This window comes from Rhizobium sp. C1, from assembly GCF_021026335.1.
Classification (GTDB): domain Bacteria; phylum Pseudomonadota; class Alphaproteobacteria; order Rhizobiales; family Rhizobiaceae; genus Ensifer_A.
The window spans coordinates 79,593-104,697 of sequence record NZ_JAJNCY010000013.1; the positions used below are offsets into that span (position 1 = coordinate 79,593).

Genomic DNA, 25,105 nt, shown 5'->3' on the forward strand with positions numbered 1-25,105 from the left:
AGGTCGCGAAAGCGGCCTTTTTCTTTTGGGCCGATAAGAGCAATTCCCAGCCGAAAATGGAAATCGGCCTCGCGTCCGCAATTGCGTGAAAACAAAGAGATAGAGCGTTCCACCGTTTCCATTAAATGGTGAAACGCTCTAAATGCTGAAACGCTCTTAGAAAAAGCCGCCCTTAAGGGGCGGCTTGGCAGCTGGTCTGACAGACTGAAATCAGCCCCTCAATTCCTTGCGCAGGATCTTGCCGACATTCGATTTCGGCAGGCTGTCGCGGAACTCGACATATTTCGGCCGCTTGTAATTGGTCAGGCCCTTGGCGCAATGCGCCTTCACGTCCGCTTCGGTCAGGTTCGGATCTTTCTTGACGATGAAGAGCTTCACCGTCTCGCCCGAATGCGGGTCCGGTACGCCGATCGCAGCGCATTCCAGCACACCCGGCAGGGTGACCACATATTCCTCGATCTCGTTCGGATAGACGTTGAAGCCGGACACGAGGATCATGTCCTTCTTGCGGTCGACGATCTTCACATAGCCTTCCGGCGTCATGAAGCCGATATCCCCGCTGCGGAAGAAGCCGTCCGGCGTCATCACCTTCGCGGTCTCTTCCGGACGGTTCCAGTAGCCGGCCATGACCTGCGGGCCGCGAATGCAGATTTCGCCCGTCTCGCCGAGGGGAAGGCTGTTGCCGTCCTCGTCGCGGATGTCGATATCGGTGGAGGGAACCGGAAGACCGATGGTTCCGGTATATTCGGTTCCGTCAGCGCGATTGGTTGTGGCCACCGGCGAGGTTTCGGACAGGCCATAACCTTCCGCGATGAAGCAGCCCGTCACCTTCTGCCAAAGCTCGGCCACCGGACGCTGCACGGCCATGCCTCCGCCCAGCGTGAGCATGAGGCCCGAGAAGTCAAGCTTCTTGAAGTCCTCGTTGTTCGCCAGCGCGTTGAACAGCGTATTGAGCCCCGGCAGGACGTTGAACTTGTAGCGGCTGATTTCCTTGACGAAACCGGGAATGTCGCGCGGATTGGCAATCAGGATGTTGAGCCCGCCCTGTTCCAGCGTCATGAACATGTTCACCGTCAGGGCAAAGATGTGATAGAGCGGCAGCGCGCAGACATAAATCAGCTGCTCGGGAAATCCCGGCCGCGTTTCGACCGGCTTCATCCATAAGACGTTCTGGGCGATGTTGGCGAGCAGGTTCGAGTGCAGAAGCGTCGCGCCCTTCGAAACGCCCGTCGTCCCGCCCGTATACTGCAGGAAAGCGATGTCGCTTGGGGAAACCTCCACAGGCGAGAGACGCTTGTTGGCGGCGATCACCGACTTGAACGCGACGTGGCCGGCAATAGACCATTCCGGCACCAGCTTCTTGACGCGGCGCACGACGAAATTGACGATGTGGCCCTTCAGTCCCATCAGGTCGCCCATCGAGGCGACAACGACTTTCTTGACCTGTGTCCGCGCAACGACCGCGGAAACCGTCGTGGCGAAGTTCTCCAGAACGAAGATGGCGCTTGCGCCGGAATCGTTGAGCTGATGTTCCAGCTCGCGTGGCGTGTAGAGCGGGTTGACGTTCACGACGACCATGCCGGCACGCAGGATGCCGCTGACGACCACCGGATATTGCAGGATGTTCGGCATCATGATGGCGACGCGGTCGCCCTTTTTCAGCCCCTGCGCCTGCAGCCAGCCGGCCACCTTGGCAGAAAGCGTCTCCAGCTCGCCATAGGTGATGGTCTTGCCCATGCCGTCATAGGCGACTCGGCTTGCATAGCGGCGGCAATTCTGCTCGATCATGTCGCCCAGCGAGCGATAGGGTGGCGGTGCAATGGCCGTGGGCATGCCCGGCGGATAGGACTTCAGCCAGGGCCGGGACATATCCGAACCTTGAGCATTGGTGGCAGCCTGTGTCATCTCAACTCCCGTATGGCTTGCCTCGCCTTTGGGGCGCGGCGTTTCCTCCCGCCTACAACTAAAATAGACGCTACCCGCGCCTATTCAAGCCTTATCCCAGTTACATAACCTTGACGTAAACGTCAATTGGATTCAGCGCGTTGAATCGCGCAGGCGGGAAGGCTCAAGCGAAGGCTTCTCTAGGAACCGCGAACGCGCTGCCCGCTCTTAGCGCGCTTCCATGTCGTTCCTGCGAACGCCAGTTCAGCGACGGGCGCAGGAGATCATTCGCGTCGTTTCCCTGTTCAGATTCGCGCCGGCAGCACCCGGTCCGGCGGCCTGTGTCCGTCGCAGAAGGTGCGGATATTGATGATCACCTTGTCGCCCATGTCGATGCGGCCTTCCAGCGTCGCCGAGCCCATATGCGGCAGCAGAACGACCTTGCCCTGTTCGGCAAGCTTCAGAAGCTTCGGATTGACGCTCGGCTCGTTCTCGAACACGTCGAGTCCGGCGCCGGCGATCTTGCCGGAGCGAATGCTCTTGATCAGCGCGTCCTCATCGATCACGTCGCCGCGCGCCGTGTTGACGATGAAGCTGGTCGGCTGCATCAGCTCGAGCCTGCGCGCCGACATCAGATGGAAGGTCGCCGGTGTCGAGGGGCAGTTGACCGAAACGATATCGACGCGGGCCAGCATCTGGTCGAGGCTGTCCCAATAGGTCGCGTTCAGTTCCTCTTCCGTCTGCGGGCTGACGCGCTTGCGGTTATGGTAATGGATCGACAGGCCAAAGGCCTTGGCGCGCCGTGCAACGGCCGTGCCGATGCGGCCCATGCCGATAATGCCGATCCGCTTGCCGAAGATGCGCCGCCCGAGCATCCAGGTCGGCGACCAGCCTGCCCATTCGCCGTGATTGTCGGTCAGAACCCGTGCGCCCTCGGTGAGGCGGCGCGGCACGGCGAGGATCAGCGCCATGGTCATGTCGGCCGTATCTTCCGTCAGTGCGTTCGGCGTGTTGGTGACGGTGATCCCCTTGCGCGCGGCTGCCTCGACATCGATATTGTCGACGCCGTTGGAAAAGCTGGCAATCAGCTTCAATTGCGGCCCGGCCTGCTCGATCAGCGCCGCGTCGATCCGGTCGGTCACGGTCGGCACGAGGACGTCGGCGCTTTTCACCGCCGCCACAAGCTCCGGCTGGGTGCGGGCCCGGTCGTCGAGATTGAGTTCGGCGTCGAAAAGTTCGCGCATGCGCGTTTCGATCGCCTCAGGCAGCTTGCGCGTGATGTAGACCTTGGGCTTTTTTCTTGTTGTCATCGGCTTTCATCGCCTTGTTCAGAGGTCTTTAACCAAGTTATCGCAACCTTGGGCGTGGAGCGCGGCTGCGCCGCAGTCCGGACCGTTGGTGTCGTCGCGATTTTTATCAGACCCGTCAGCGAAGACAAACCTTTCTCGCAATTTGAGGCGACGATGGGCGTCTGCGCACAGGTCTTTCGACGGCTCCCTTGTCAAATATCAGAACACAGGCACCGCATCGCAATGGCTTTCAATCGCGTCTCCAGACAGATCATGGCAACGATATTCGCTCTTGCCGCCGGATTGACCGTCGTCCAGGCCAATGAGGCCAACGCCCAGGCCGTGACAAAAAGCGCCACCGGCCTGCCGCTTCCGCGCTTTGCCAGCCTCAAGTCGAGCCGCGTCAACATGCGCGTCGGGCCGGGCACCGAATATGCAGCCTCCTGGCTGTACATGCGCTCCGGTCTGCCGGTCGAAATCATTGCCGAATTCGAGAACTGGCGGCGCATCCGCGATGCGGAAGGCACGGAGGGCTGGGTCTATCACTCCATGCTCTCCGGTCAGCGCACGGCCGTCGCCGCCCCGTGGATGCGGGAAAAGGGCGACAATATCTTCGTCAATCTGCGCCGCAATGCGGCCAAGGATGCCAACGTGATCGCCAAGCTTCAGCCCGGCGTTCTCGTCAAGCTGAAGGAATGCACCGGCGACTGGTGCGAGGCGGAGGTTGATGGAACCGAAGGATGGCTCCATCAGGCCGAAATCTGGGGCGCCTATCCAGGCGAAGCCTTCAAATAAGGCTTGCCGTCACAAAAGCCCGATCTTGCGGGCCTCATCCTTCAGCGAAATGCGCGGACGCGGCCCGATCTGCTGAATGACGATGCCGGCGGCAAGGCTGCCGAGCGCGCCGCAGGTGGCGAGATCGCGACCGGTGGTATAGCCGAACAGGAAACCCGAGGCGTAAAGATCGCCGGCGCCCGTGGTATCGACAACCGTGTCGACCGGAATGGCCGGAACATAGATGCGCTCGTCGCCCTTCACGATGACCGAGCCTTCCTCGCTCATGGTCACCGCGGCGAGCTTGCAATCGCGCGCAATGGCGGTCAGCGCAGCCTCGAAGTCTTCCGTCTCGTAAAGCGCCAGCGCCTCAGCACGGTTGGCGAATACGATATCGACCGTGCCCGAACGCATCAGCTCGAGGAACTCGTCGCGATAGCGGCCGACGCAGAAGCTGTCGGACAGCGTCATCGACACTTCGCGGCCGTTTTCATGGGCGATGCGGGCACATTCGCGAATCGCATCCTTGGCGCGCGGCGGATCCCACAGATAGCCTTCGAAATAGGTGACCTTCGAGGTTGCCACCACATCGGCGGCCACGTCTTCCGGGCCCAGCTCGACGCAGGCACCGAGATAGGTATTCATGGAGCGCTCGCCGTCCGGCGTCACGAAGATCATCGAGCGTGCGGTGGGGGCACCACCCTCAAGCGGCTTCGTTTCGAAGTGAACGCCCTGCGCGCGGATGTCGTGGGCGAAGATGTCGCCGAGCTGGTCGTGCGCCACCTTGCCGAAATAGGCGGCCTTGCCGCCCAGATTGGCGACGCCCGCCGCCGTGTTGCCGGCGCTGCCGCCTGAGGCTTCGAGCGCCGGACCCATCTTGCCGTAAAGCATCTGGGCGCGATCCGCGTCCACGAGGTTCATGGCGCCTTTCACGATTCCGTTTTCGGTAATGAAGCTTTCCGGGCAGGAGGAAATGATATCGACAATCGCATTGCCGACCGTCAGCACGTCAAACGTGGTCATGGGACGCCTTTGTTGAAATCAGAATGGAAATTGTCATAAGCATTTTTTTCGGATTGGGAAGTCTTTGCCGCACCCATCCGGCCAAATAGCGATGGAATGGAAAGGTCAGGCCCCGATGAACCCGAAGCCCCGCGTCACGATTCTCTACTGCACTCAGTGCAACTGGCTTCTGCGCGCCGGCTGGATGGCGCAGGAACTGCTCTCCACCTTCGGTCAGGACCTGGGCGAAGTGGCTCTGATACCCGGCACGGGCGGCAATTTCGAAATCCGCGTCAATGGCGACCTCGTCTGGGAGCGCAGGCGCGACGGGGGCTTTCCAGGGCCGAAGGAACTCAAGCAGCGCATCCGCGACATCATCGACCCGGACCGCGATCTCGGCCACACCGATCGTCATTCGACCGGTCAGGACGACGGCTGAACACGAAATTGAACTTTGTCGCACAAAGTTCAAAAACGCTGTTGACAGACAAAGCGCGCCCCACTACATCGCAACCCGTCGCCCAGATGGCGGAATTGGTAGACGCGCCAGCTTCAGGTGCTGGTACTCGCAAGGGTGTGGAGGTTCGAGTCCTCTTCTGGGCACCAATTCCCGTTTCACGTTTGATGAAACAGCTCAAAAAGCCCGGTTTTACCGGGCTTTTTTGTTGCCTGGTTTCCAGCCTCTCCCTGTTCAATCCGGCCATCCTGCCGGCCGGCTGGTTGGCATCCGGCAGGCCTCCAGGATCAACCCGGGCTTCTCTCGACATGGCGCACGACCACGCGTCGCCTTACGAGAAGATTTACGCCCGGTCGTCATCGTTACGTTTCTTAAAGTTCCCCGCGCTAATGTTGAAAAGCGTCTCATTGCATCAAGCTGGCGACGTTGATAACGAAGCCATTCCACGTTCGCAGCATGACGGGCGTCCGAATCTTGACTCAAGGAAACATATGTCGACCGGATGCGAAGGCTGCCAGCGCGGCGAAAAATTCGATCTTCCCTTTTCGATCGCCTTTCAGCCCATCGTGGATATCCACACCCGCCAGATCTACGGTCATGAAGCGCTGGTGCGCGGCCCGAGCGGCGAGGGGGCCTATAGTGTCCTGTCGAAGGTCACCGACGACAATCGCTATTATTTCGATCAGCAATGCCGTGTGAAGGCGATCGGTCTGGCGGCGAGCCTGTATCCCGCCGATGACGATCTGAAACTGTCGATCAATTTCATGCCGAATGCCGTCTATGAACCACGCGCCTGCATCCGCCAGACGCTCGCCACGGCGGAGCGGCTGAACTTCCCCTTGCGCAACATCATTTTTGAATTCACCGAAGACGAGAAGATGGACACCGCCCATGTCCTCAATATTCTGTCGACCTATCGGGAAATGGGCTTCCGCACGGCGATTGACGATTTCGGCGCAGGGCATGCCGGACTGTCCCTGCTTGCAAAATTCAGGCCCGACATCGTCAAGCTCGACATGGAGCTGATCCGCGACATCGACACCGACCCCACAAAGCGAATCATCGTCCGGCATACGTTGCGCATGCTTGAGGATCTCGGCGTGACGCACTTGTGCGAGGGCGTGGAAACGGCCGCGGAGATGGCGGTTCTGGAAGAACTCGGCGCCGGGCTCATGCAGGGCTATCTGCTGGCGCGGCCGTCATTCGAAACGCTGGCAACGCCCGCGATCGGCGGGGCCGGACACGCCTGATAGTTCAGCGTTCTTCCCTCCGTATCACATCAATTGGGCGTGCCGGGAAAACCCTGCAGGTTCTCGCCATGCACATAGGGGTCTCCTGCCGGCGGGTTGAAGCCGGGCGAGATGGTGCTTTCATAGGTGACGAGACCGTTTTTGCAGGAATACATGCGGATCGGCAATTGCCGACGCCCCTGATAGTAGGGCGAAACGATCTGAGAGTTGCAATCGGGGCGCTCCTGCCAGTTGGTGGAAAAGCCCTTGGGCGGAACCACGCCCGGCAGATCCTTGAACATGTTCTTTTCCGCGCCAAGACATGCAGACGCACCGGCGATGAGGAGGACAAGGGTGGCGAGGGCGCGCAAGATCGGTTTTGACATTTTTCTTTCCTGTCATCGGTGGCCGCCCACACCGATGCTCTTCAAAAAACTCTCCAATGATATGGGCATTGCGCGCGCACTTGTCCAGCATGTTGGACGTGAGCGGCATTTGGCATTATAGCGCTAGCAAACAGGCAATCGGAGACGAAACATGACGAGCCCCATCCGTTATCATGAAGGCGATATTTCGGCCGAGGACGCCGCCCGCTATACGAACGCGATCGCCATCGATACGGAAACGCTGGGGCTGATCCCGCGCCGCGACCGGCTCTGCGTCGTGCAGCTTTCGCCCGGCGACGGCACCGCCGACGTGATCCGCATCGCCCCCGGCCAGAAGGAGGCGCCGAATCTCGTCGCCATGCTCGCCGATCCGGCCCGCGAGAAGATCTTTCATTTCGGCCGTTTCGATATCGCCGTGCTCTTTCACACATTCGGCGTCACGACGGCACCCGTCTTCTGCACCAAGATCGCCTCGCGTCTGACACGCACCTACACTGATCGTCATGGTTTGAAGGACAATCTCAAGGAACTGCTCGATGTCGACGTGTCCAAGCAGCAGCAGCAATCCGATTGGGCGGCCGCCACGCTGAGTCAGGCGCAGCTCGAATATGCGGCCTCCGACGTGCTGCATCTGCATGCGCTGAAGGACAAGCTGATGGAACGGCTTCTGCGCGACGGCCGCATCGAACATGCGAAGGCCTGTTTCGAATTCTTGCCGACTCGTTCCAAGCTCGACCTGCTCGGCTGGGAAGAAACCGACATTTTCGCCCATAGCTGATCCCCATGCGCAGATGTGAGCAGGAAGTTAACGCCGAAGCGCGGCGTTAACCTTTTGTTAACTTTTGAGGCATAGGCTGATGAATCAGAATTCGCGTCTCTGGATGCCGTGAAAGGCATCGCAGCCTCGGCTGCAGCGGAGGCCCGGCGAACGGCATGAGGCGGGCGATGTATGCTCCGCGCCGCGGCGTGTGATCTTGCGTTTCCTTCATTCCAACCCCGGATGAGGTCGCCCATGCTTCCTCCAGTGAATGCCCCGATCTCGACCCAGCCTTTGGCCGCCCCCGCTATAGGGCAGAGGGAAGCGCGTCCCGACGCACCTGCCGCCGTAGGCCAGACGCAATCCGCCATCCCGCCATCCGCCGTCACTGTGACACAGCAGGGTGCAGCCAGCGAAACGCTGGCCTCGCTGCGCCAGCTTGCCGATCTTCTGGCCTCGCGCCAGGTTGATGCCGAAGACATCCTGACGCAGCTTGCTATTGATTTCGCCACATCGCTGGGCGAAACGCCGATGCCGGACGAGCCGCCGCGCGATTTCGCCAGGCGTCTTGCTGACCTCATTCGCCAGCTGCCTGCCGCCACATTGCTTGCCGCCCGCGATGCATCCCATCTCGGCACGCTGAAGATCGAGCCGCAGGCCTTTGCTGCCGCTCTTGCCGATCCGGCCTCGCCTGCTGCCGCACGTCTGGTCGCGATTGCCGAAGATCCTGGCGCTGATGGCCTGCAGCAGATGCTGAAGAATGCCATCGACAGCTACGAACAGAACGCGACGCCGGCTCCCAACGTCATCGCCGCGCAAAAGGCCGCTGCCATGACGGGTGCTTCAACGGCCAAAAGCCCCGATGCGCCGGCAAATGCCGAAGCGGACGCCGCGCCGGAAAAGGCCGGGGATGCCGCATCTGAAACAGAGGCCGCCGTGGCCCCGGCCCGCCCCGCACAGGCAAGAGCGCTCACTCCGGATGCCGCAGCGGCATTGCGTGCAGGCGCATCTCCGGCCGCCGGCAAGCTTGAAACCCCGGCCTTGCCGGGATCCGCCGCACCGGCAGATGGCCACGCCGCCCTCACGGATCACGAAGCGGGTCAGCCGACCATGCAGGTGTTGCGCGGGTTCAATGTCGTGGTTGCCAACGTCGCCACGCGCGCCGCCGATGTCCTGAAGACCGTGGCGGCGCTTGCCCAGCAGGCCGAGGCCGCACAGACCTTCGCGCCGGCGGGTGCCGCCGTTGCCGGACAGGCACAGAAGCCCGTCCTCACCGCGACGCCCGTGGAGCCGGAACTCGTCCATGATCCTGCGCCGGTGATTGCCGGCAAGGCGCATGAGGCGGCTCGCGCGCTCGAAGGCAAGGTCATCCCGCTTTTTTCCCGTCCTGCCACATCGGAGCATGTCGAGACGATCGATATCGACCACCTGATCCGACTTGCCCAGCAGACGGCCGCCAAGGCCGATCCGGCCCGCTTTCCCGAACTTGCGCTGGCCGCGCAGGCCCGCCTGCCGGAGCCGGTTCCCTTCGCGCAAATTCCCTATCCGTTCGTTGCGGAGGACGAGGAAAAGCGCAACCGCCGCGGCTTTGGCGAGCAGGCCGGCCGCGACGAGGATGGCGAGGAGATGACGGATGAAAACGGCCAATCGCTCTGGCATGGCGACGGCGACCAGGCCGAACGCCGCGAGGAGCCGGAAATCGAGGAACGCCCCTTCGATGCGGAGGAACCGCTGAAGCGCAATCCGACAGATGCCGAACGCGCGCTGCATATGTATCAGCGCTTTGGAGGCTTCTGAGGCGTGATCAGGCGGCTCGCGGTGTCGCGAGCCCGATGGTCCTCCAGCTTGTGTCCCTGGATCGGTGTCCCCAAGTCTGAGCCGTTGGGGCGGCAGCGTTTGTTGCGGCTTTACACCCCAGTCAACCATCCAACTCGGCGGCAATCGGGATTGCCGGCTGGGCGCCCGGTTTGAGGCAGGCCAGCGAACCGGCCTTGGCCGCGCGCGTCAGTGCGGAGTCGAAATCGAGGCCCGCGTCCAGGCTGGCGACGAGATAGCCGCAGAACGTGTCTCCCGCGCCGACCGTGTCGACCGGGGTGATCTTGAGGCTCGGGGCCTTGTGGATACTGCCGTCACGGACAGCCACGACGCCATCGGCACCCAGTGTGACGATGAGCGTCTGGCCGGTCTTCCGGGCGAGGTCATGCATGGCGGCGAGGCGTGCCTCTGCCGAAAGACCGCTTCTGCCGATCAGCAGCTCGAATTCGGTCTCGTTGGAGATGACGATATCGGCCAGCGCCGAAAGCCGTGCGGCATCCGCCGTCAGCGGCGCGGTGTTGATGACCGTGGTCACGCCCTTGGCCTTGGCGAGCGTCAGTGCCGTCTCGACCGAGGCCGGCGGGACTTCGAGCTGAACCATCAGGTAGCCGCCCGTCTCCGTGGCAGCGATCGCCTTTTCGGCGTCCGCTTCCGAGACTTCACCATTGGCGCCGGGCACCACGACGATGACATTCTCGCCATCGCCGCCGACGAGGATATGGGCTGTCCCGGTGGGAACTGCTGCGGTCTTCGTGAGCGAGAGGTCGGCCCCGCCCTCGGCCAGAAGCGCCAGCGCGTCCTTCGCGAAGGCATCGTCACCCACCGCGCCGGCCATCTTCACGGAGGCCCCGGCACGCGTGGCGGCAAGCGCTTGATTGGCCCCCTTGCCGCCGGCGGCGGTGGCAAACGAGCGGCCGGCAACGGTTTCGCCCGGCTTCGGCAGGCGGTCCGTGGTGGCAATGAGGTCCATGTTGATGGAGCCGAAAACGGTAACCATGCGCGTACTCTTCTATGACGAATGCGCCGCAGATTGCATTTCACCCTAGTCCTCGTCAACCACGCGGAGCTTGAGCATGCCGGTGCGGCTTTCGACCTGAGGCGTGGTGCTTCTGCGCTCCTCGTGAGCGTCGCCCGGAGACAGTGTTTCGAACTCCATTTCCTCGATCTTCGCGCCGCGCTTCATCAGCTTGGTGGTCGAGGTGGCGATCAGTTCGACATCCTTCTGCGTCTGGCCGAAATGCGTCTGCAGCTTCTGCACGCGCTCGTCGAGGCGGCTCAGGTCTTCCATCAGCCGGACCACTTCGCCCTGGATCAGATGCGCCTGTTCACGCATGCGCTGATCCTTCAGCACCGACTGGATGACTTGAAGCGAGAGCATCAGCAGCGATGGCGAGACGATGACGACACGGGCCCGGTGCGCCTTCTGCACCACGCTTTCGAAATTCTCGTGAATCTCGGCGAAGATCGATTCCGAGGGCACGAACATGAAGGCAATATCCTGCGTCTCGCCCTTGATCAGATATTTGCGAGCGATGTCGGAGATGTGAATGTCGAGGTCGCGGCGGAAATTCTGCGCGGCGAGCTTGGCCGCCTCCGGCGACCCGGCATCTCGGATCGCATTGTAGGACTCCAGCGGGAACTTGGCGTCCACCACCAGCGAAGGCTGGCCGTTGGGCATGCGCACCAGGCAGTCCGGACGCGACCCGTCCGACAGTGTCGCCTGAAACTCGTAGGCGCCCATCGGCAGGCCATCGGCGATGATCGTTTCCATGCGCGACTGGCCGAAGGCGCCGCGCGTCTGCTTGTTGGAAAGGATTGCCTGCAGCCCGACCACATCCTTGGCGAGCGACTGGATGTTGTTCTGCGCCGTATCGATGACGGCGAGACGTTCCTGCAGACGGCGCAGGTTCTCATGTGTTGCCTTGGTCTGCTCGGTCATGGAGGTGCCGAGCCGGTGGGTCATGCCGTCGAGCCGGTCGCCGATCGCCTTGTTGAGCTCGGCCTGACGCGTACCGAAAATCTCGGCCATGGAGGACATGCGCCCCTGCATCTCGGCCTGCGCCCGCACGATTTCGGCAAGACGTGCCTCCGCCGCCTGGGCCTGGACGGCCAGCAACCCTGTCAGTTCTTCGGCAGAGCGGCGGCCCCGCGCCGCCGACATCGCGATGACGAGCGCAAGGACGAGGATGAGAAGCGCCCCCGCGCCGGCCAGCAGAAGGGGACTGACGGGCACGCCTGATAGGGTGAAGAGCGGGGCGGTAAGGGACGTGTCGGTCTGCATGGCACGACCTTAGCAGATTCGAGCAAATGTTCCACCTCTGTTCTCGTGTCGACCTGCGGATATCCCGGCTGGCTCCGGCACGACAGATGCATGAAATTCAATGTATATTTGCCGATCGTGACTTCTTGCCGGTGAAATTAGAGGTTTGTTAATTAGCAATCGTGAATTGTTCACCTTATAATGGAAGGTTTGGTGGGACGACATGACCGACATAAATTCGACGGCCGAACTTCGCGAGCGCCTGGCGTTTCTGGGCATGGACGAGGCCGCACTGGCGCGGCTTCGCGCCATGGAAGGCGACATCGTGGCCTCGCTTTCGCCGGGGCTCGAGCGCTTCTACGGTCTGATGATCCAGCATCCGCAGATGGCGGCCTTCTTCCGTGACGCCCGGCACATCGAATTCGCGAAAGGGCGGCAGAAGGAACACTGGGGTAAGGTCGCTGCCGGCGCCTTCGATGGCGCCTATGTTCAGGGCGTGACGGCCGTCGGCCACGCCCATGCCCGCATCGGGCTCGAACCACGCTGGTATATCGCCGGCTATGCATTGCTGCTGGAAAGCATGATCGGACATGTCGTGAAGGCGCGCTGGCCCTCGCGCTTCGGCAAGGGCGGCGCGGAGCAGATCGGCGCGGATGTGGCCGTGATGGTCAAGTCGGCGCTTCTGGACATGGATTACGCGATTTCGGTCTATCTTGAGGAACTGGACAAGCGCCGCGAGGCTGCTGAAGCCGAGCGACGCCGGAACGAAGAAGCGCAGGACATCGCCATTGCCGCGCTGAATGTGGCGCTTTCGGCCATGTCGAACGGCGATCTCGAATATCGCATGGAAGAAGGCGGCGACGGGCTTTTCGGACGCATGGCCGAGAGCTTCAACACGAGCGCCGAACGCCTGCGCCAGACGCTGGGTCTGGCACAGACGATCACCGAGGAAGCCAGCAGCTCGATTGCAGGCATTTCGCTTTCCGCCGACCAGCTGGCGGAACGCACCGAACAGCAGGCCGCCGGGATCGAGGAAAGCTCCGCCGCGCTCCATGAACTGACACAGAGCGTGGCCACCAGCGCCAGCGGCGCGCATTCGGCGGCAAACGTCGCCTCGGATGCACTCAATGTGGCGCAGGAATCCGGCCGCGTGGTAGCCGAAGCGGTCTCGGCCATGGACGAGATCGAGCAGTCCTCGCAGAACATTTCCAAGATCATCGGCGTCATCGACGAGATCGCCTTCCAGACGAACCTTCTTGCCTTGAACGCCGGCGTGGAAGCAGCGCGCGCTGGCGAAGCGGGCCGCGGCTTTGCGGTCGTGGCGCAGGAGGTGCGCGAACTCGCGCAGCGCTCGGCCTCTGCCGCCAAGGAGATCAAGACGATCATTTCGGCCAGTTCCAACCAGGTGCGCACCGGCGTGGCGCTGGTCAACAAGTCGGGCTCCGCGCTGGAAAACATCACAGAGCGGATTTCCGAACTGAACCGCATCATTTCCGGCATCTCGGTGGCTGCAGCCGAACAGTCGAGCGGCTTGCAGGAGATTAACCAGGCAATCGCCGCCATGGACGGCATCACGCAGAAGAATGCGCATATGGTGGAAAGCACATCGAACAGCACGCATCAGCTGAGCGAACTGATCGACCAGCTGGCAAATTCGCTGCACGGGTTGAAGACCCGCGATCCCCGCGAGACCGGGCAGGCGAGGCCCCAACCTATGCGCCGCGCGGGTTGAGGAATTTGCGGCCTGTTCCAGTTGAAAGCCCGTCCTTCATGAGCTAATTGAGGCCCATGACGATCAAGCCTCTTATCATTCTTCCCGATCCGGTTCTCAGACAGGTTTCCAAACCTCTGGAGAAGGTCGATTCCGGCGTACTCAAGCTCGCCGACGATATGCTCGAAACCATGTATGACGCGCCCGGCATCGGCTTGGCCGCCATTCAGGTCGGTGAACCGCTGCGCCTGTTGGTCATCGATGTTGCGAAGGAAGAGGAAGGCAAGAAACCGCAGGTCTTCATCAACCCGGAAATCGTCGGCTTATCCGATGCCCGCTCGACCTATGAAGAAGGCTGCCTGTCCATTCCCGGCTATTATGCCGAAGTGGAGCGCCCGGCTGCGATCACGGTGAAGTATATCGACCGCGACGGCAAGCAGCAGGAGATCGCCGCCGAAGGCCTGCTCGCCACCTGCCTGCAGCACGAGATCGACCATCTCGACGGCGTCCTCTTCATCGACCACATCTCGCGGCTGAAGCGCGACATGGTGGTGAAGAAATTCACCAAGGCCAGCAAGACCGGCGGACTGCCGAAGTTTTGATTGAATGGTAGCGTCGGCGTTTCCATCCTTTGAAATAGGAGGAGGTACGCAATGCAGCAGAAATCTTCCGGCATCACTCCGGAAAATCTTGAACCTTCCGAAGGCGGGGAAGCCGCTTATTACCGGCTGCGCGCGGCCTTTTCAGCTGCGCATCTAGATGAGGCGGCGTGCGACCGGTTTATCAGCGCAATAGATACAAGCCGCCATTCTGCTCCTGAGCGCGAGCCGCCGGAACTTGAATGATCGCCGCGATCTGCGCCGTTCACGGCGGAACGTTGGCGACGCGCAACATAAAAGACTTCGAAGGGCTTGATTTGGCGCTCGTAAATCCGTTTGAAGAGCGCTGATCCCGCAAACTGGACCTGAACCTATGCCGCTTCGCATCATTTTCATGGGCACGCCCGATTTTTCCGTTCTGGTGCTCAACGCCCTTCATGCGGCAGGGCATGACATCGTGGCGGTCTATTCGCAGCCGCCGCGGCCGGCGGGGCGGCGGGGGCTGGAGCTGAAGGCGTCGCCCGTGCATGAGGCGGCTGAGGCGCTCGGCATCGAGGTGCGCACGCCCGTCAATTTCAAGGCGGAAGAGGATCGTGAAGCCTTTCGCGCGCTCAATGCCGATGTCGCGGTGGTCGTAGCCTATGGCTTGCTGCTGCCGAAGGCGATCCTCGAAGGCACGCGGCTTGGGTGTTATAACGGCCATGCCTCGCTGCTGCCGCGCTGGCGCGGGGCCGCGCCTATCCAGCGGGCTATCATGGCGGGCGATGCCGAGACGGGCATGATGGTCATGAAGATGGATGTCGGGCTCGATACCGGGCCGGTGGCGCTGACCGCGCGCGTCGCGATCGGCGAGACGATGACGGCGGGCGAGCTGCATGACGCGCTCTCTGAAGCCGGCGCGACGCTCATGGTCGAGGCGATGGGGAAGCTGGAAGCCGGCGATCTGCCGCTGACGCCGCAGGCGGAAGAGGGTGTTCTCTACGCCGCCAAGATTTCCAAGGAAGAGACGCATATCGATTTCGCAAAGCCGGCGAAGGACGTGCATAACCACATTCGCGGCCTCTCGCCCTTTCCCGGCGCCTGGTTCGAGGCGGAGATCGCCGGCAAGGTGGAGCGGATCAAGGTTCTGGCCTCTGCCCTTGCCGAGGGCGAAGGCGAAGCAGGCACGGTGATCGGCGAAGATGCCACGATTGCCTGCGGCTCTGGCGCGGTGCGTCTCGTTCGCATGCAGAAGGCGGGTGGCAAGCCGCTGGATGCCCGCGAGTTCCTGCGCGGAACGCCTTTACCCGTCGGGCTGAGGCTTGCCTGATGCCGCGCTATTTCCTTACTGTCGAATATGACGGCACGCCCTATGTCGGCTGGCAGCGGCAGGACAATGGCAAGTCGGTTCAGGGGGTTATCGAGAAGGCCATTCTCGACGCGACGGGCGAGACGGTGACGCTGGGGGGCGCGGGACGTACCGATTCCGGCGTGCATGGGCTGGGGCAGGTTTCGCATTGCGATCTATCCAAAGCCTGGAAACCCTATGTGCTGCGCAATGCGTTGAATGCACATCTGCAACTGGCCGAGGAGCGCGTCTCGATCCTTGAGGCGGCGGAGGTGGCCGAGCAATATGACTCGCGTTTTTCCGCCACCAAGCGGCACTATCTCTATCGCATCATCAACCGGCCTGCGCCGCTCGCGGTCGAGGCGAACCGGGCGTGGTGGGTGAAGAAGCATCTCGATCACGAGGCGATGCATGCGGCAGCCCAGCGCCTCGTCGGACACCATGATTTCACCACCTTCCGCTCCGCGCATTGCCAGGCGAAGAACCCGGAGCGGACGATGGAATTCCTCGACGTGCAGCGCCACGGCGAGGTGATCGAAATCCGCGCCTCGGCGCAGAGCTTCCTGCATAACCAGATCCGCTCCTTTGCCGGCACGCTGAAGCTCGCCGGCGAGGGCAAATGGACGCCGGACGACGTGACGGCAGCGCTGGAGGCGCGGGATCGCACGCGCTGCGGCCCGGTGGCGCCGCCCTGGGGGCTCTATTTTCTGAAGGTGGATTACCGGGACGGGCTGGATTTGCGGACGCCGGATTTGCGGTAGCGGCTGGCGCGACGGCCGCTCTCCCTCCCCCTTGTGGGGAGGGTTGGGGAGGGGTCTTTATGCCGCTTGTTCAGAGCTCGCAGCAAAGTCCCCCTCTGGCTGCCGCCATCTCCCCCACAAGGGGGGAGACGGATGGGGGACCGCCCCTGCCCCTACAGCGAAACCCCGAGAAAATCATTCAACCACACCGAGGCCAGCATGGACGGGATCACCGAGGCCGCCGTCAGCACGGCCGCCTCGCTCCAATTTCGTTTCGCCAGCATGTAGAACACGACGAATTGCGCGGCGACGATGGCGATGAGCTGCATCTGCAGCACATAATACCAAAAGGCGAGCGGCAGCGGCAGGATGAGTTCGAGGATCGCGATGCCGCCGGTGACGATGTAGATCAGGACGTTCAGCCAGTTCATCGTCACGACCATGGGGTCGAAGAGGCGGCTGGTGCCACGCAGCCACATGGCGAGCCCGACCGTGAGATAGGGCAGGAACCAGAGGCTGAGTTCGATCAGCGCCATGCGCAGATAGAAGAGGCTGCTCGAGACCATGCCGGGCGCGGTGTAATCCACAAAAATGCCGTGCCACCAGATCCAGTTGGGGATCATCAGCGGAAAGCACCAGAGGATCGCCCAGAAGGAGCGGCGAACCCCGCGCTCGGTGAGGTCCAGCCACTGAAAGCCCTGCGGCTTCAGGCTGACGAGTAGCCGGATGCCTTTGAGATAATGCAGGACTTCCTCAAGCGGCGGCATGCGCGGCAAACCACTGGCGGATGAAGGTTTCGTAGATCTCGGTCAGCGTTTCGAGATCGGCCAAGGCCACGCATTCATCGACCATATGCATGGTCTGGCCGACAAGGCCGAACTCCACCACCGGGCAGTAATCCTTGATGAAGCGGGCATCCGAGGTGCCGCCCGTCGTCGACAGCGCCGGCTTGCGGCCCGTCACGGTCTCCACCGCTGCCGAGAGCGAGGCGATCAGCGGCTCGTTGCGGGTGAGGAAGACATGGCTCGGCCGCTCCGACCAGGTGATGTCGAAGCGCACGGGCGGGCGGCCTTCGCGCAGGCTCCCCTCGGCCGCCGCCTTGTTGAGCCGGCGAAGGATTTCCGCCTTCACGCTGTCGGCCGTCCAGGTGTCGTTGAAGCGGATGTTGAAGATGGCGCTCGCGCGCGCCGGAATGACATTGGTGGCGGAATTGCCGACATCGATGCTGGTCACTTCCAGATTGGTCGGCGGGAAGGCGTCGGTACCGGCATCGAAGGGCGGGTCCATCAGCGCCTGGGTGAGCTGCAGAATGCCGCGCACGGGATTGTCGGCGAGATGCTGATAGGCCGCATGGCCCTGCACGCCATGGACGGTGATGTAGCCGGAGACGGAGCCGCGCCGGCCGATCTTGATCATGTCGCCCAGCACATCCGGATTGGTCGGCTCGCCGACAAGGCAGGCATCCCAGCGCTCGCCAGCGGCGGCCATGCGCTGCAGAAGCTTGACCGTGCCATTGACCGCAGGCCCCTCCTCGTCGCCGGTGATGAGAAACGAAACGGAGCCTTTCAGCGCGCCATCCTTCTCGATCACGCGGGCAAGAGCCGCGACGAAACAGGCAACGCCCCCCTTCATGTCGACCGCGCCGCGGCCATACATCATGCCATCGGCAATCTCGGCGGCAAAAGGCGGATGCGTCCAGGCCGCCTCGTCGCCCACAGGCACGACATCGGTGTGCCCCGCAAACATCAGATGCGGCCCATCGGCCCCCAGCCGCGCATAAAGGTTCTCGATATCCGGCGTCCCGGCCTCCGTCTCCACCGCCCGCGTCACCTTGAAGCCCAGAGGCTCAAGCATGGCCGCCAAAGCCGTCAAAGCCCCGCCTTCGGCAGGCGTGACGGACGGGCAGCGAATGAGCGAGCTGAGGTTTTCGGCGGGATCGGTAACGCGGTTCTTCATGCCAAGAGGGTTAGCCGATTGGGGCCGGAGTGTCATCAGGGATTTTGGGGTGGGGGGCACCGATCATGCTTCCTGCAAAAGGCGCGCCAAGGCATCGGTCTCGTGGGCCAACTAGGTCTCCATTCGCTAATGGCCCAATTGCCGTGAGACTTGAACAAAACAACCGGAGATACGGCTCGCCAAGATTTCAAAGTTAGGTCCTGGCATATTTGACCTATTGCCAAATATTTTCTGGAAATTTCTCTCGATAGGGAAACAGTGGAAACATACACAGCCGAAATATCAACCAACAGCCATATGCAGCATCTGCTCCGAACGGCCCGTGGTCATCCATGAGTCCGTGGGCAACTTCGTGCCTAATCGTCGGCCCGGGCTGAGATAGGAAAACATTTTGAATGTCGAACACAACGGCATCGCCGAATACTGCAACAAGCTCTGGCTTCAACTGATCAAACATCGCGGAGATAGTTAGATCCTGCTGCGTCTTGGTCGCATTGTCGAAGGTCGAGACATCGATCCCTCTGCCCTTTAGAACATGACGAATTGACGCTTCAAGCAGGGGTGTCAAAATATATATGCCGCTTATTGAATCACCCTGAAAGAAGCGCCGGAAACCTCGACTATATGTGAAAATAAGATCTTTTGGTACAAACGGGCTATGCTTAAACAACGCAACAAAAGTTTCGTCTGTTAGCGAATGGAGCTCATTTACGATCCTCCTTCCGGTTTGAATGCAACCAGCGGCATAAATTTGCCTCCGAAGACGTTCGGATTGTGCAATCGAGGCCCGAAGCGCTTCATCTGAAGGCGATGCCGTTAGGTCAACGCCTGGGGAACGGTAAGAGACCTTACCATCTCTGTCATGAAACGACGAAGAAAAGATTGAGGAAAGCGGGCTATCAGCATTACTTCTGATTGCTTGCTTTCGAAGCAATTCAGGTGAGGGAGATTTGGCCATGCACGCAAACTTGAATAACATGTCACGCAAAGATAACCCTTCAAACTCCGCCTCACTGTCAGCAATAATGTCCTTGAGATCAATCTCTTGGGAAAATCCCTGCATTTCATCGGCTATATTTGTCTGCACATCAACGAGGAGGTGGCGAATTTCTCGCCTTCGCTCCTTGGAGTTTGGCACTCCGTGGAGTTCGCCAATGGCGTCACTCAGAAGCTCCGCTGCTAGCATTGCTGAAGCCTCCTGCGTTTGTCGAGCCATACTGACTAAGAGATCGACAGCCTGAATTCTGCACCGATAATGATCGGTCAGGGAACCGCCTTTATGGTACGCCGAGGCCAAGAACCGAAGAAAATCGAGCCGACTACGGTCGTCGCCGACATCGTTTGCCTGCGACCAAGCTTCTGTCGTGCTAGCAATCTCAAGCGGGGGAACGACATCATATTCAAGGGCGAGCTTGGCTAGCCGAGTAAGCGCATGAACATCAAGTTCACCCAACGCCCCTCGGAAAAGCTCCCCCACCAAGCTTCGCGCATCTGCTTCTTCCGGACGACCAAGGCCTACCGAGCGCATGGAAGCGAGAGATAATGCTCGCTTTAGCAAGTCGCGAGCCTTCACGCTATAATGCGCGTTAGGCTTCTCTATTCCGAATTTCTTGGCTTCAGTTCCAATCTCGCGAACAGTTTGGCAATATGCGGAGATCGCTGCAACTCCCAGATCAGCGCGTCGCCGGTTTATCAGCCAAGCAACATCGCAGAGACGAGCCTTCAAGGTACTATCGGTGACAGCCTCGGCTAGTGCCGCGACAACATCGGCTTCACGTCTAAAATCTTCAGGAATTGCAGACCGCCTGCCGTCCATTTGTACAAGCGGCCCATATGGGTCATTGACGTCGTTCGGTCTGAAGCTGAAGCCACACAATGCGCTCAGGGCAGCGTAAACGATTGCATCCTCTTTGCGGCCGTCGTCTTCAGCTGTTTTCGATGCATCCCAATATAAATCTCTGTATTCACGGCAGTCAGCTGTTGCGGCACCGGCGATAACGTTCTCGAAGTCCAATTCGGAGATCATGCTCAAGGTAATAGAGGTCTGTGGCGATTCGTCGGAGGCAGGATCGATGTTTTTCTTATTGTCGCTATTAGATTCCATGCCATCTCGCCTTTCGTAAAAGCATTGCAAAGCATGCTCTGGTAATGGACTATCCCACGATAATGCTTGCAAGTACTATATCGATACATCTGAGATAATAGAAGCCTATACGTGCAGCAACAGGAGCTTGTCACCATATGCGGTCATCGCGTTGCATAACCTCTCTCTCCCCAAATCGGAATTCCTCCTCACTCCCTCTACCGGCGACTTCGCCCCATATCAGTCATCGCCCTGAACAAATCTGTCAGCTTGGTAAGGGTGAAGCTTTCAGAGTGTATTTCTGACACATGCGGCCTCCAACATCTCGATACCGAGATGATCTTTGGCGCCGTCCCAACGCAACACCCCTCCTCCGTCATCCCGGACTTGATCCGGGATCCAGTGCGCGATGTCTATCGCGCGAGAAACTCGCTTGCTCAAACGAGTCCTTTCAGCCCGCAGACGCGGGCTGGCTGGATGCCGGATCGGGTCCGGCATGACGGAGGGTGGAGGGGCCGCGCGCGCCAAGCATCAAGACTATTCATCTCAGCGATCACCCCTGCGAGATCGATTCATCGCGTTTTGCGAATTAGCCTCTGCAAAGTCCGAACATCCGTTTTGAGCAAAACGGTCTTTCCCTCAGGTCTTCCATGGCAATTCTCGACGCAAGCCTCGTCCACCCGATCACCCTGCCCGATGGCACGGTCTATCGCGATACGGTCTATCTGAAGAATGTCATCGATCATCCGCGCATGGAGATCGGCGAGTTCAGCTACTACACGCATTCCGGCCCGGTCGGAGACACTGCGCTGATCCTCGCGCCGTATCTCGGGCATGGCGTGCTGGAGAAGCTGATCATCGGGAAGTTCGTGCAGATCGCGAGGGGCAGCTATTTCATCACCAGTTCGGCCAACCATCCGATGAACGGGTTCACGACGTATCCTTTCCGCATCTTCAAGCCGGAGACGTTCGGTTACAAGGACCTGCCGGTGAAGGATACCGTTGTCGAGCATGATGTCTGGATCGGACAGAATGCGGCGATTATGCCGGGGTCAAGATCGGCGCGGGCGCGATTGTCGCGGCGGCGGCAGTGGTCACTTGCGATGTGCCGCCCTACGCCGTCGTCGGCGGGAATCCGGCGGCGATCATCCGGATGCGCTATCCGGACGACGTGATCGCCGAACTGCTGGAAATTGCCTGGTGGGACTGGCCGCTGGAGAAGATCGAGGCGAACCTGCCAGCCTTGAGCAGCGGCGATCTGGCGGCGTTGCGGCGGGCGTAGCGCCACCTTTCCACCGCTGGCACGGTGACGCTTTCGCGGCAAATGCCGACCTATCGGCCTTGCCAAGGCACCACCTCTCCTCCGTCATCCCGGACTTGATCCGGGATCCAGCCGCGCGATGTCCATCGCGCGAGAGACTCCCTTTACAAAACGAGTCCTTTCAGCCCGCAGACGCGGGCTGGCTGGATGCCGGTATCCAAGTCCGGCATGACGGAGGGTGGAGAGGCCGCGCCCAAAGCATCAAGACGATCATTGCATTGCAATCCACTCCCCACTAAATCCCTCCGCAACACCAACCGGAGACCTTGCCCCATGCCAGTCATCGCCATCGACGGACCTGCCGCCGCCGGCAAGGGGACGCTTTCGCGGCGGATTGCGGAAACCTATGGCTTCCATCATCTCGATACGGGGCTGACCTATCGGGCCTGCGCCAAGGCGCTCTTGGATGCCGGGTTGCCGCTGGATGACGAGGCTAAGGCTGCGGATATGGCGTTGAAGGTCGATCTTTCGGGGCTGGATCGTTCGGTGTTGTCAGTGCATGCGATCGGCGAGGCGGCGTCGAAGATTGCGGTGATGCCCGCGGTCCGGCGCGCGCTGGTGGAGGCGCAGCAGGCGTTTTCCAGGCGTGTGCCCGGCACGGTGCTGGACGGGCGCGATATCGGGACGGTGGTCTGCCCGGATGCGACCGTGAAGCTCTATGTGACGGCCTCGGCCGAGGTGCGGGCGAGGCGCCGGTTTGACGAGATTGTTTCTGGTGGCGGGTCGGCCGTTTTCGAGGAGGTTCTGGCCGATGTGATCAAGCGCGACGAGCGCGACATGAACCGCGCCGACAGCCCCTTGAAACCAGCGGACGATGCGCACTTGATCGATACGACCGAAATGGGTATAGAGGCCGCATTCCAGGCGGCGAAACGCCTTATCGACGCTGCCTTGTAAGAGCAATTCCAGCAAAAGTGCCACGCGGTTTTGCGTCCGGAATTGCGAAAACAAAGAAATTGGACAGAACCGCCTAAGCGGTTTTGTCAAATACATGCAATGAGCCGCAGACCGTCCCCGCGCCGGATTGCCCTTTTGACAGGGCGGACGTCTTCCTGTGGTTGTCAACAACGCTAACCCCCGGCGCAGTGCCTCGTTTGGCACATTTTGGAGTTTCAATGTCTGCTACATCCAAGATGGAGGACTTCGCGTCCCTCCTCGAAGAATCCTTTGCAAAGAACGACCTCGCTGAAGGTTATGTTGCCAAGGGCATCATCACGGCCATCGAAAAGGACGTCGCCATCATCGACGTCGGTCTGAAGGTCGAAGGCCGCGTTCCGCTCAAGGAATTCGGCGCCAAGGCACGTGACGGCTCGCTGAAGGTCGGCGACGAAGTCGAAGTCTTCATCGAACGCATCGAAAACGCGCTCGGCGAAGCTGTTCTGTCGCGCGAGAAGGCTCGCCGCGAAGAGAGCTGGGGTCGTCTCGAACAGAAGTTTGAAGCCGGCGAACGCGTCGAAGGCGTCATCTTCAACCAGGTCAAGGGTGGCTTCACGGTCGATCTCGACGGCGCTGTCGCCTTCCTGCCGCGCTCGCAGGTCGACATCCGTCCGATCCGCGACGTCACGCCGCTCATGCACAACCCGCAGCCCTTCGAAATCCTCAAGATGGACAAGCGCCGCGGCAACATCGTTGTCTCGCGCCGCACGGTTCTCGAAGAGTCGCGTGCCGAACAGCGTTCGGAAATCGTCCAGAACCTCGAAGAGGGTCAGGTTGTTGAAGGCGTCGTCAAGAACATCACCGATTATGGTGCGTTCGTTGACCTCGGCGGCATCGACGGCCTGCTGCACGTCACCGACATGGCATGGCGCCGCGTCAACCATCCGTCGGAAATCCTGAACATCGGCCAGTCGGTCAAGGTTCAGATCATCCGCATCAACCAGGAAACCCACCGCATCTCGCTCGGCATGAAGCAGCTCGAGTCCGATCCGTGGGATGGCATCTCGGCCAAGTATCCGGATGGCAAGAAGATCAAGGGCACCGTCACGAACATCACCGACTACGGTGCGTTCGTCGAGCTGGAGCCGGGCATCGAAGGCCTCATCCACATCTCCGAAATGTCTTGGACCAAGAAGAACGTACATCCCGGCAAGATCCTGTCCACGAGCCAGGAAGTCGACGTTGTCGTTCTCGAAGTCGATCCGTCCAAGCGCCGCATCTCGCTCGGCCTCAAGCAGACGCTTGAGAACCCGTGGCAGGCATTCGCTCACAGCCACCCGGCTGGCACGGAAGTCGAAGGCGAAGTCAAGAACAAGACCGAATTCGGCCTGTTCATCGGCCTCGACGGCGATGTCGACGGCATGGTGCACCTCTCCGACCTCGACTGGAACCGTCCGGGCGAACAGGTCATCGAGGAATACAACAAGGGCGACGTCGTCAAGGCTGTCGTTCTCGATGTGGACGTCGACAAGGAGCGCATCTCGCTCGGCATCAAGCAGCTCGGCAAGGACGCTGTCGGCGACGCCGCAACCTCCGGCGACCTGCGCAAGAACTCGGTCGTTTCGTGCGAAGTCACGGCTGTCAACGACGGTGGCATCGAAGTCAAGCTCGTCAACCATGAAGAGCTGACCTCGTTCATCCGCCGCGCTGACCTCTCGCGTGACCGTGACGAACAGCGCCCCGAGCGTTTCCAGGTTGGTCAGATTGTTGACGCCCGCGTCATCAACTTCTCCAAGAAAGACCGCAAGGTCGGCCTGTCGATCAAGGCTCTCGAGATCGCAGAAGAGAAGGAAGCCGTCGCACAGTTCGGTTCGTCCGACTCCGGCGCTTCGCTCGGCGACATCCTGGGTGCCGCCCTGAAGAACCGCGACAACAACTAAAGTTCTCGCGTTTCGACTTGAATTGAAGAGCCCGCGTGGAGCGATCCACGCGGGCTTTTTGTTGTGCTGATGGGAAGGTGAGGGTGCCACTTGCTCTCATCTCCCCCCTGGTGGGGGAGAAAGCGATTTCAACATTTAGCTTTAGCTAAGCGTTAGAAATCGCAAGAGAGGGGTGGTGGTGTTCCTCCTCTCCCCTTGAGGATAGCCTGCCCCAAGAGGCGTTAGCCGATTGGCGTGGCAGGCTTGGTGAGGGGTGAATTGCGGCGAGCGCCGGGGACGATCGTGACCCCTCACCCGGAAAATCTAGCACTTAGCTTTCCGCTAAGATGCTGATTTTCCTTCCTCTCCCACAAGGGGAAAGGCCAACCCAGCTGCACCCAATTTCCCCGCTCTCCCCAACCTCCATTATCCTGAACCCCTCCCGTCACCGGATGGGCCAGCGACGACTGGCCCAGGCGGGAGGAGAGCCTGATGCGATGTTTCGTAACGTGCGGAACATTGCATCAGGGGGCGCGGGCGGCGGTGGATCTGACACATCCACCGAAACGACTCCCCCGATGGGCTGCGAATAGCTCGGTGGCCTGCTGCCAGTTTATCGGACACCGAGTTAAGCTAATCCGACCTTGTTTTCAAATTCTATCGGGCTGAGATAGCCCAGTGTCGAATGGCGTCGCTTCGGATTGTAGAAGCGCTCGATGT

General features: G+C 60.7%; 22 protein-coding genes, 1 tRNA gene and 2 pseudogenes. 15 read left to right on the forward strand and 10 right to left on the reverse strand.

The annotated features are described in order from the left end of the window. Positions 1 to 210 precede the first annotated feature (210 nt). Together LQK83_RS20665 and LQK83_RS20670 are read right to left on the reverse strand one after the other, a co-directional pair. Positions 211 to 1,905, reverse strand: a complete 1,695-nt coding sequence (locus tag LQK83_RS20665) for a long-chain-fatty-acid--CoA ligase (protein WP_230839376.1) — start codon at positions 1,903 to 1,905, stop codon at positions 211 to 213. A gap of 284 nt (positions 1,906 to 2,189) precedes the next feature. Then, on the reverse strand, positions 2,190 to 3,194 hold the full coding sequence (locus LQK83_RS20670; RefSeq protein WP_230839377.1) for a 2-hydroxyacid dehydrogenase: 1,005 nt from the start codon (positions 3,192 to 3,194) through the stop codon (positions 2,190 to 2,192). Between the two features lie 252 nt (positions 3,195 to 3,446). Between LQK83_RS20670 and LQK83_RS20675 the strand changes: the two genes are divergently transcribed. Then, positions 3,447 to 3,968 carry an SH3 domain-containing protein gene (locus LQK83_RS20675; RefSeq protein ID WP_230839378.1) on the forward strand — a complete coding sequence of 174 codons (522 nt, stop codon included), beginning with the start codon at positions 3,447 to 3,449 and terminating at the stop codon, positions 3,966 to 3,968. A gap of 9 nt (positions 3,969 to 3,977) precedes the next feature. On the opposite strand, the gene LQK83_RS20680 is transcribed toward LQK83_RS20675, so the two are convergent. Then, entirely contained in the window at positions 3,978 to 4,970 is a 993-nt protein-coding gene (locus LQK83_RS20680; protein WP_230839379.1) for an adenosine kinase, read from the reverse strand. Between the two features lie 115 nt (positions 4,971 to 5,085). On the opposite strand from LQK83_RS20680, the gene LQK83_RS20685 reads away from it, so the two are divergent. The 3 genes from LQK83_RS20685 to LQK83_RS20695 all read left to right on the forward strand — a co-directional run bounded on the left by LQK83_RS20685 (position 5,086) and on the right by LQK83_RS20695 (position 6,656). After that, entirely contained in the window at positions 5,086 to 5,388 is a 303-nt protein-coding gene (locus tag LQK83_RS20685; protein WP_230839380.1) for a SelT/SelW/SelH family protein, read from the forward strand. 80 nt (positions 5,389 to 5,468) lie between these two features. After that, a tRNA-Leu gene (locus LQK83_RS20690) sits at positions 5,469 to 5,555 on the forward strand. Between the two features lie 342 nt (positions 5,556 to 5,897). After that, positions 5,898 to 6,656 carry an EAL domain-containing protein gene (locus LQK83_RS20695; protein WP_230839381.1) on the forward strand — a complete coding sequence of 253 codons (759 nt, stop codon included), beginning with the start codon at positions 5,898 to 5,900 and terminating at the stop codon, positions 6,654 to 6,656. 29 nt (positions 6,657 to 6,685) lie between these two features. Here the strand turns inward: LQK83_RS20695 and LQK83_RS20700 are convergent, their stop codons facing one another. Beyond that, positions 6,686 to 7,021 (reverse strand): hypothetical protein, encoded by a 336-nt coding sequence (locus LQK83_RS20700; RefSeq protein WP_230839382.1) that lies wholly within the window; start codon positions 7,019 to 7,021, stop codon positions 6,686 to 6,688. A 151-nt stretch (positions 7,022 to 7,172) separates the two neighbouring features. On the opposite strand from LQK83_RS20700, the gene LQK83_RS20705 reads away from it, so the two are divergent. Together LQK83_RS20705 and LQK83_RS20710 are read left to right on the forward strand one after the other, a co-directional pair. Further along, positions 7,173 to 7,799: a ribonuclease D gene (locus LQK83_RS20705; RefSeq protein WP_230839383.1), complete on the forward strand. Its 627-nt coding sequence runs from the start codon at positions 7,173 to 7,175 to the stop codon at positions 7,797 to 7,799. A gap of 234 nt (positions 7,800 to 8,033) precedes the next feature. Continuing rightward, positions 8,034 to 9,575 carry a hypothetical protein gene (locus tag LQK83_RS20710; RefSeq protein WP_230839384.1) on the forward strand — a complete coding sequence of 514 codons (1,542 nt, stop codon included), beginning with the start codon at positions 8,034 to 8,036 and terminating at the stop codon, positions 9,573 to 9,575. Between the two features lie 121 nt (positions 9,576 to 9,696). Here LQK83_RS20710 and LQK83_RS20715 read toward each other — a convergent pair whose 3' ends face one another. Next, positions 9,697 to 10,590 (reverse strand): ribokinase, encoded by an 894-nt coding sequence (locus LQK83_RS20715; protein WP_230839385.1) that lies wholly within the window; start codon positions 10,588 to 10,590, stop codon positions 9,697 to 9,699. A gap of 45 nt (positions 10,591 to 10,635) precedes the next feature. Next, positions 10,636 to 11,874: a DNA recombination protein RmuC gene (locus LQK83_RS20720; protein WP_230839386.1), complete on the reverse strand. Its 1,239-nt coding sequence runs from the start codon at positions 11,872 to 11,874 to the stop codon at positions 10,636 to 10,638. Positions 11,875 to 12,076: 202 nt separating this feature from the next. Between LQK83_RS20720 and LQK83_RS20725 the strand changes: the two genes are divergently transcribed. The 6 genes and pseudogenes from LQK83_RS20725 to truA all read left to right on the forward strand — a co-directional run bounded on the left by LQK83_RS20725 (position 12,077) and on the right by truA (position 16,251). After that, positions 12,077 to 13,585 carry a methyl-accepting chemotaxis protein gene (locus LQK83_RS20725; protein ID WP_230839387.1) on the forward strand — a complete coding sequence of 503 codons (1,509 nt, stop codon included), beginning with the start codon at positions 12,077 to 12,079 and terminating at the stop codon, positions 13,583 to 13,585. 56 nt (positions 13,586 to 13,641) lie between these two features. Then, positions 13,642 to 14,166 (forward strand): peptide deformylase, encoded by a 525-nt coding sequence (gene def, locus LQK83_RS20730; protein ID WP_230839388.1) that lies wholly within the window; start codon positions 13,642 to 13,644, stop codon positions 14,164 to 14,166. Between the two features lie 51 nt (positions 14,167 to 14,217). After that, the gene (locus LQK83_RS20735; protein ID WP_230839389.1) at positions 14,218 to 14,409 is read left to right on the forward strand and encodes a hypothetical protein; all 192 of its coding nucleotides are present in this window, start codon (positions 14,218 to 14,220) and stop codon (positions 14,407 to 14,409) included. Beyond that, a pseudogene (locus LQK83_RS20740) lies at positions 14,406 to 14,513 on the forward strand (type II toxin-antitoxin system VapC family toxin); the annotation flags it as partial. The gene LQK83_RS20735 and the pseudogene LQK83_RS20740, both read left to right, overlap by 4 nt. A gap of 23 nt (positions 14,514 to 14,536) precedes the next feature. Continuing rightward, positions 14,537 to 15,472 carry a methionyl-tRNA formyltransferase gene (fmt, locus tag LQK83_RS20745; protein ID WP_230839390.1) on the forward strand — a complete coding sequence of 312 codons (936 nt, stop codon included), beginning with the start codon at positions 14,537 to 14,539 and terminating at the stop codon, positions 15,470 to 15,472. Then, complete coding sequence (gene truA / locus LQK83_RS20750; RefSeq protein WP_230839391.1) at positions 15,472 to 16,251, forward strand: tRNA pseudouridine(38-40) synthase TruA; 780 nt, start codon at positions 15,472 to 15,474, stop codon at positions 16,249 to 16,251. Before fmt ends, truA begins: the two co-directional genes overlap by 1 nt. Positions 16,252 to 16,403: 152 nt before the next feature. On the opposite strand, the gene LQK83_RS20755 is transcribed toward truA, so the two are convergent. From LQK83_RS20755 to LQK83_RS20765, 3 genes are all read right to left on the reverse strand, one after another. Continuing rightward, positions 16,404 to 16,997 (reverse strand): hypothetical protein, encoded by a 594-nt coding sequence (locus LQK83_RS20755; RefSeq protein WP_230839392.1) that lies wholly within the window; start codon positions 16,995 to 16,997, stop codon positions 16,404 to 16,406. Further along, positions 16,984 to 18,186: a succinyl-diaminopimelate desuccinylase gene (dapE, locus tag LQK83_RS20760; RefSeq protein WP_230839393.1), complete on the reverse strand. Its 1,203-nt coding sequence runs from the start codon at positions 18,184 to 18,186 to the stop codon at positions 16,984 to 16,986. The genes LQK83_RS20755 and dapE overlap by 14 nt, the downstream gene beginning before the upstream one ends. A gap of 214 nt (positions 18,187 to 18,400) precedes the next feature. Then, complete coding sequence (locus tag LQK83_RS20765) at positions 18,401 to 20,290, reverse strand: DUF4209 domain-containing protein (protein ID WP_230839394.1); 1,890 nt, start codon at positions 20,288 to 20,290, stop codon at positions 18,401 to 18,403. Positions 20,291 to 20,919: 629 nt separating this feature from the next. Here LQK83_RS20765 and LQK83_RS20770 point away from each other — a divergent pair. The 3 genes and pseudogenes from LQK83_RS20770 to rpsA all read left to right on the forward strand — a co-directional run bounded on the left by LQK83_RS20770 (position 20,920) and on the right by rpsA (position 24,406). Further along, positions 20,920 to 21,551 (forward strand): annotated as a pseudogene (locus tag LQK83_RS20770) (CatB-related O-acetyltransferase). A 312-nt stretch (positions 21,552 to 21,863) separates the two neighbouring features. Next, complete coding sequence (gene cmk / locus LQK83_RS20775) at positions 21,864 to 22,487, forward strand: (d)CMP kinase (RefSeq protein WP_230839395.1); 624 nt, start codon at positions 21,864 to 21,866, stop codon at positions 22,485 to 22,487. 218 nt (positions 22,488 to 22,705) lie between these two features. Continuing rightward, on the forward strand, positions 22,706 to 24,406 hold the full coding sequence (rpsA, locus tag LQK83_RS20780) for a 30S ribosomal protein S1 (RefSeq protein ID WP_230839396.1): 1,701 nt from the start codon (positions 22,706 to 22,708) through the stop codon (positions 24,404 to 24,406). A 607-nt stretch (positions 24,407 to 25,013) separates the two neighbouring features. Here rpsA and LQK83_RS21790 read toward each other — a convergent pair. Beyond that, a partial coding sequence (locus LQK83_RS21790; protein ID WP_330166296.1) for an IS3 family transposase occupies positions 25,014 to 25,105 on the reverse strand: 92 nt, incomplete at its 5' end.

Excerpts from the sequence above, each read along its gene's own strand:
- LQK83_RS20710 (WP_230839384.1), top strand. The coding sequence starts at position 8,034 with ATGCTTCCTCCAGTGAATGCCCCGATCTCGACCCAGCCTTTGGCCGCC.
- dapE (WP_230839393.1), bottom strand. The coding sequence starts at position 18,186 with ATGAAGAACCGCGTTACCGATCCCGCCGAAAACCTCAGCTCGCTCATT.
- LQK83_RS20675 (WP_230839378.1), top strand. The coding sequence starts at position 3,447 with ATGGCAACGATATTCGCTCTTGCCGCCGGATTGACCGTCGTCCAGGCC.
- truA (WP_230839391.1), top strand. The coding sequence starts at position 15,472 with ATGCCGCGCTATTTCCTTACTGTCGAATATGACGGCACGCCCTATGTC.
- rpsA (WP_230839396.1), top strand. The coding sequence starts at position 22,706 with ATGTCTGCTACATCCAAGATGGAGGACTTCGCGTCCCTCCTCGAAGAA.
- LQK83_RS20665 (WP_230839376.1), bottom strand. The coding sequence starts at position 1,905 with ATGACACAGGCTGCCACCAATGCTCAAGGTTCGGATATGTCCCGGCCC.
- cmk (WP_230839395.1), top strand. The coding sequence starts at position 21,864 with ATGCCAGTCATCGCCATCGACGGACCTGCCGCCGCCGGCAAGGGGACG.
- LQK83_RS20765 (WP_230839394.1), bottom strand. The coding sequence starts at position 20,290 with ATGGAATCTAATAGCGACAATAAGAAAAACATCGATCCTGCCTCCGAC.
- LQK83_RS20705 (WP_230839383.1), top strand. The coding sequence starts at position 7,173 with ATGACGAGCCCCATCCGTTATCATGAAGGCGATATTTCGGCCGAGGAC.
- LQK83_RS20680 (WP_230839379.1), bottom strand. The coding sequence starts at position 4,970 with ATGACCACGTTTGACGTGCTGACGGTCGGCAATGCGATTGTCGATATC.
- LQK83_RS20720 (WP_230839386.1), bottom strand. The coding sequence starts at position 11,874 with ATGCAGACCGACACGTCCCTTACCGCCCCGCTCTTCACCCTATCAGGC.
- LQK83_RS20725 (WP_230839387.1), top strand. The coding sequence starts at position 12,077 with ATGACCGACATAAATTCGACGGCCGAACTTCGCGAGCGCCTGGCGTTT.
- LQK83_RS20695 (WP_230839381.1), top strand. The coding sequence starts at position 5,898 with ATGTCGACCGGATGCGAAGGCTGCCAGCGCGGCGAAAAATTCGATCTT.
- LQK83_RS20685 (WP_230839380.1), top strand. The coding sequence starts at position 5,086 with ATGAACCCGAAGCCCCGCGTCACGATTCTCTACTGCACTCAGTGCAAC.
- LQK83_RS20755 (WP_230839392.1), bottom strand. The coding sequence starts at position 16,997 with ATGCCGCCGCTTGAGGAAGTCCTGCATTATCTCAAAGGCATCCGGCTA.
- LQK83_RS20735 (WP_230839389.1), top strand. The coding sequence starts at position 14,218 with ATGCAGCAGAAATCTTCCGGCATCACTCCGGAAAATCTTGAACCTTCC.
- LQK83_RS20670 (WP_230839377.1), bottom strand. The coding sequence starts at position 3,194 with ATGACAACAAGAAAAAAGCCCAAGGTCTACATCACGCGCAAGCTGCCT.
- def (WP_230839388.1), top strand. The coding sequence starts at position 13,642 with ATGACGATCAAGCCTCTTATCATTCTTCCCGATCCGGTTCTCAGACAG.
- LQK83_RS20715 (WP_230839385.1), bottom strand. The coding sequence starts at position 10,590 with ATGGTTACCGTTTTCGGCTCCATCAACATGGACCTCATTGCCACCACG.
- LQK83_RS20700 (WP_230839382.1), bottom strand. The coding sequence starts at position 7,021 with ATGTCAAAACCGATCTTGCGCGCCCTCGCCACCCTTGTCCTCCTCATC.
- fmt (WP_230839390.1), top strand. The coding sequence starts at position 14,537 with ATGCCGCTTCGCATCATTTTCATGGGCACGCCCGATTTTTCCGTTCTG.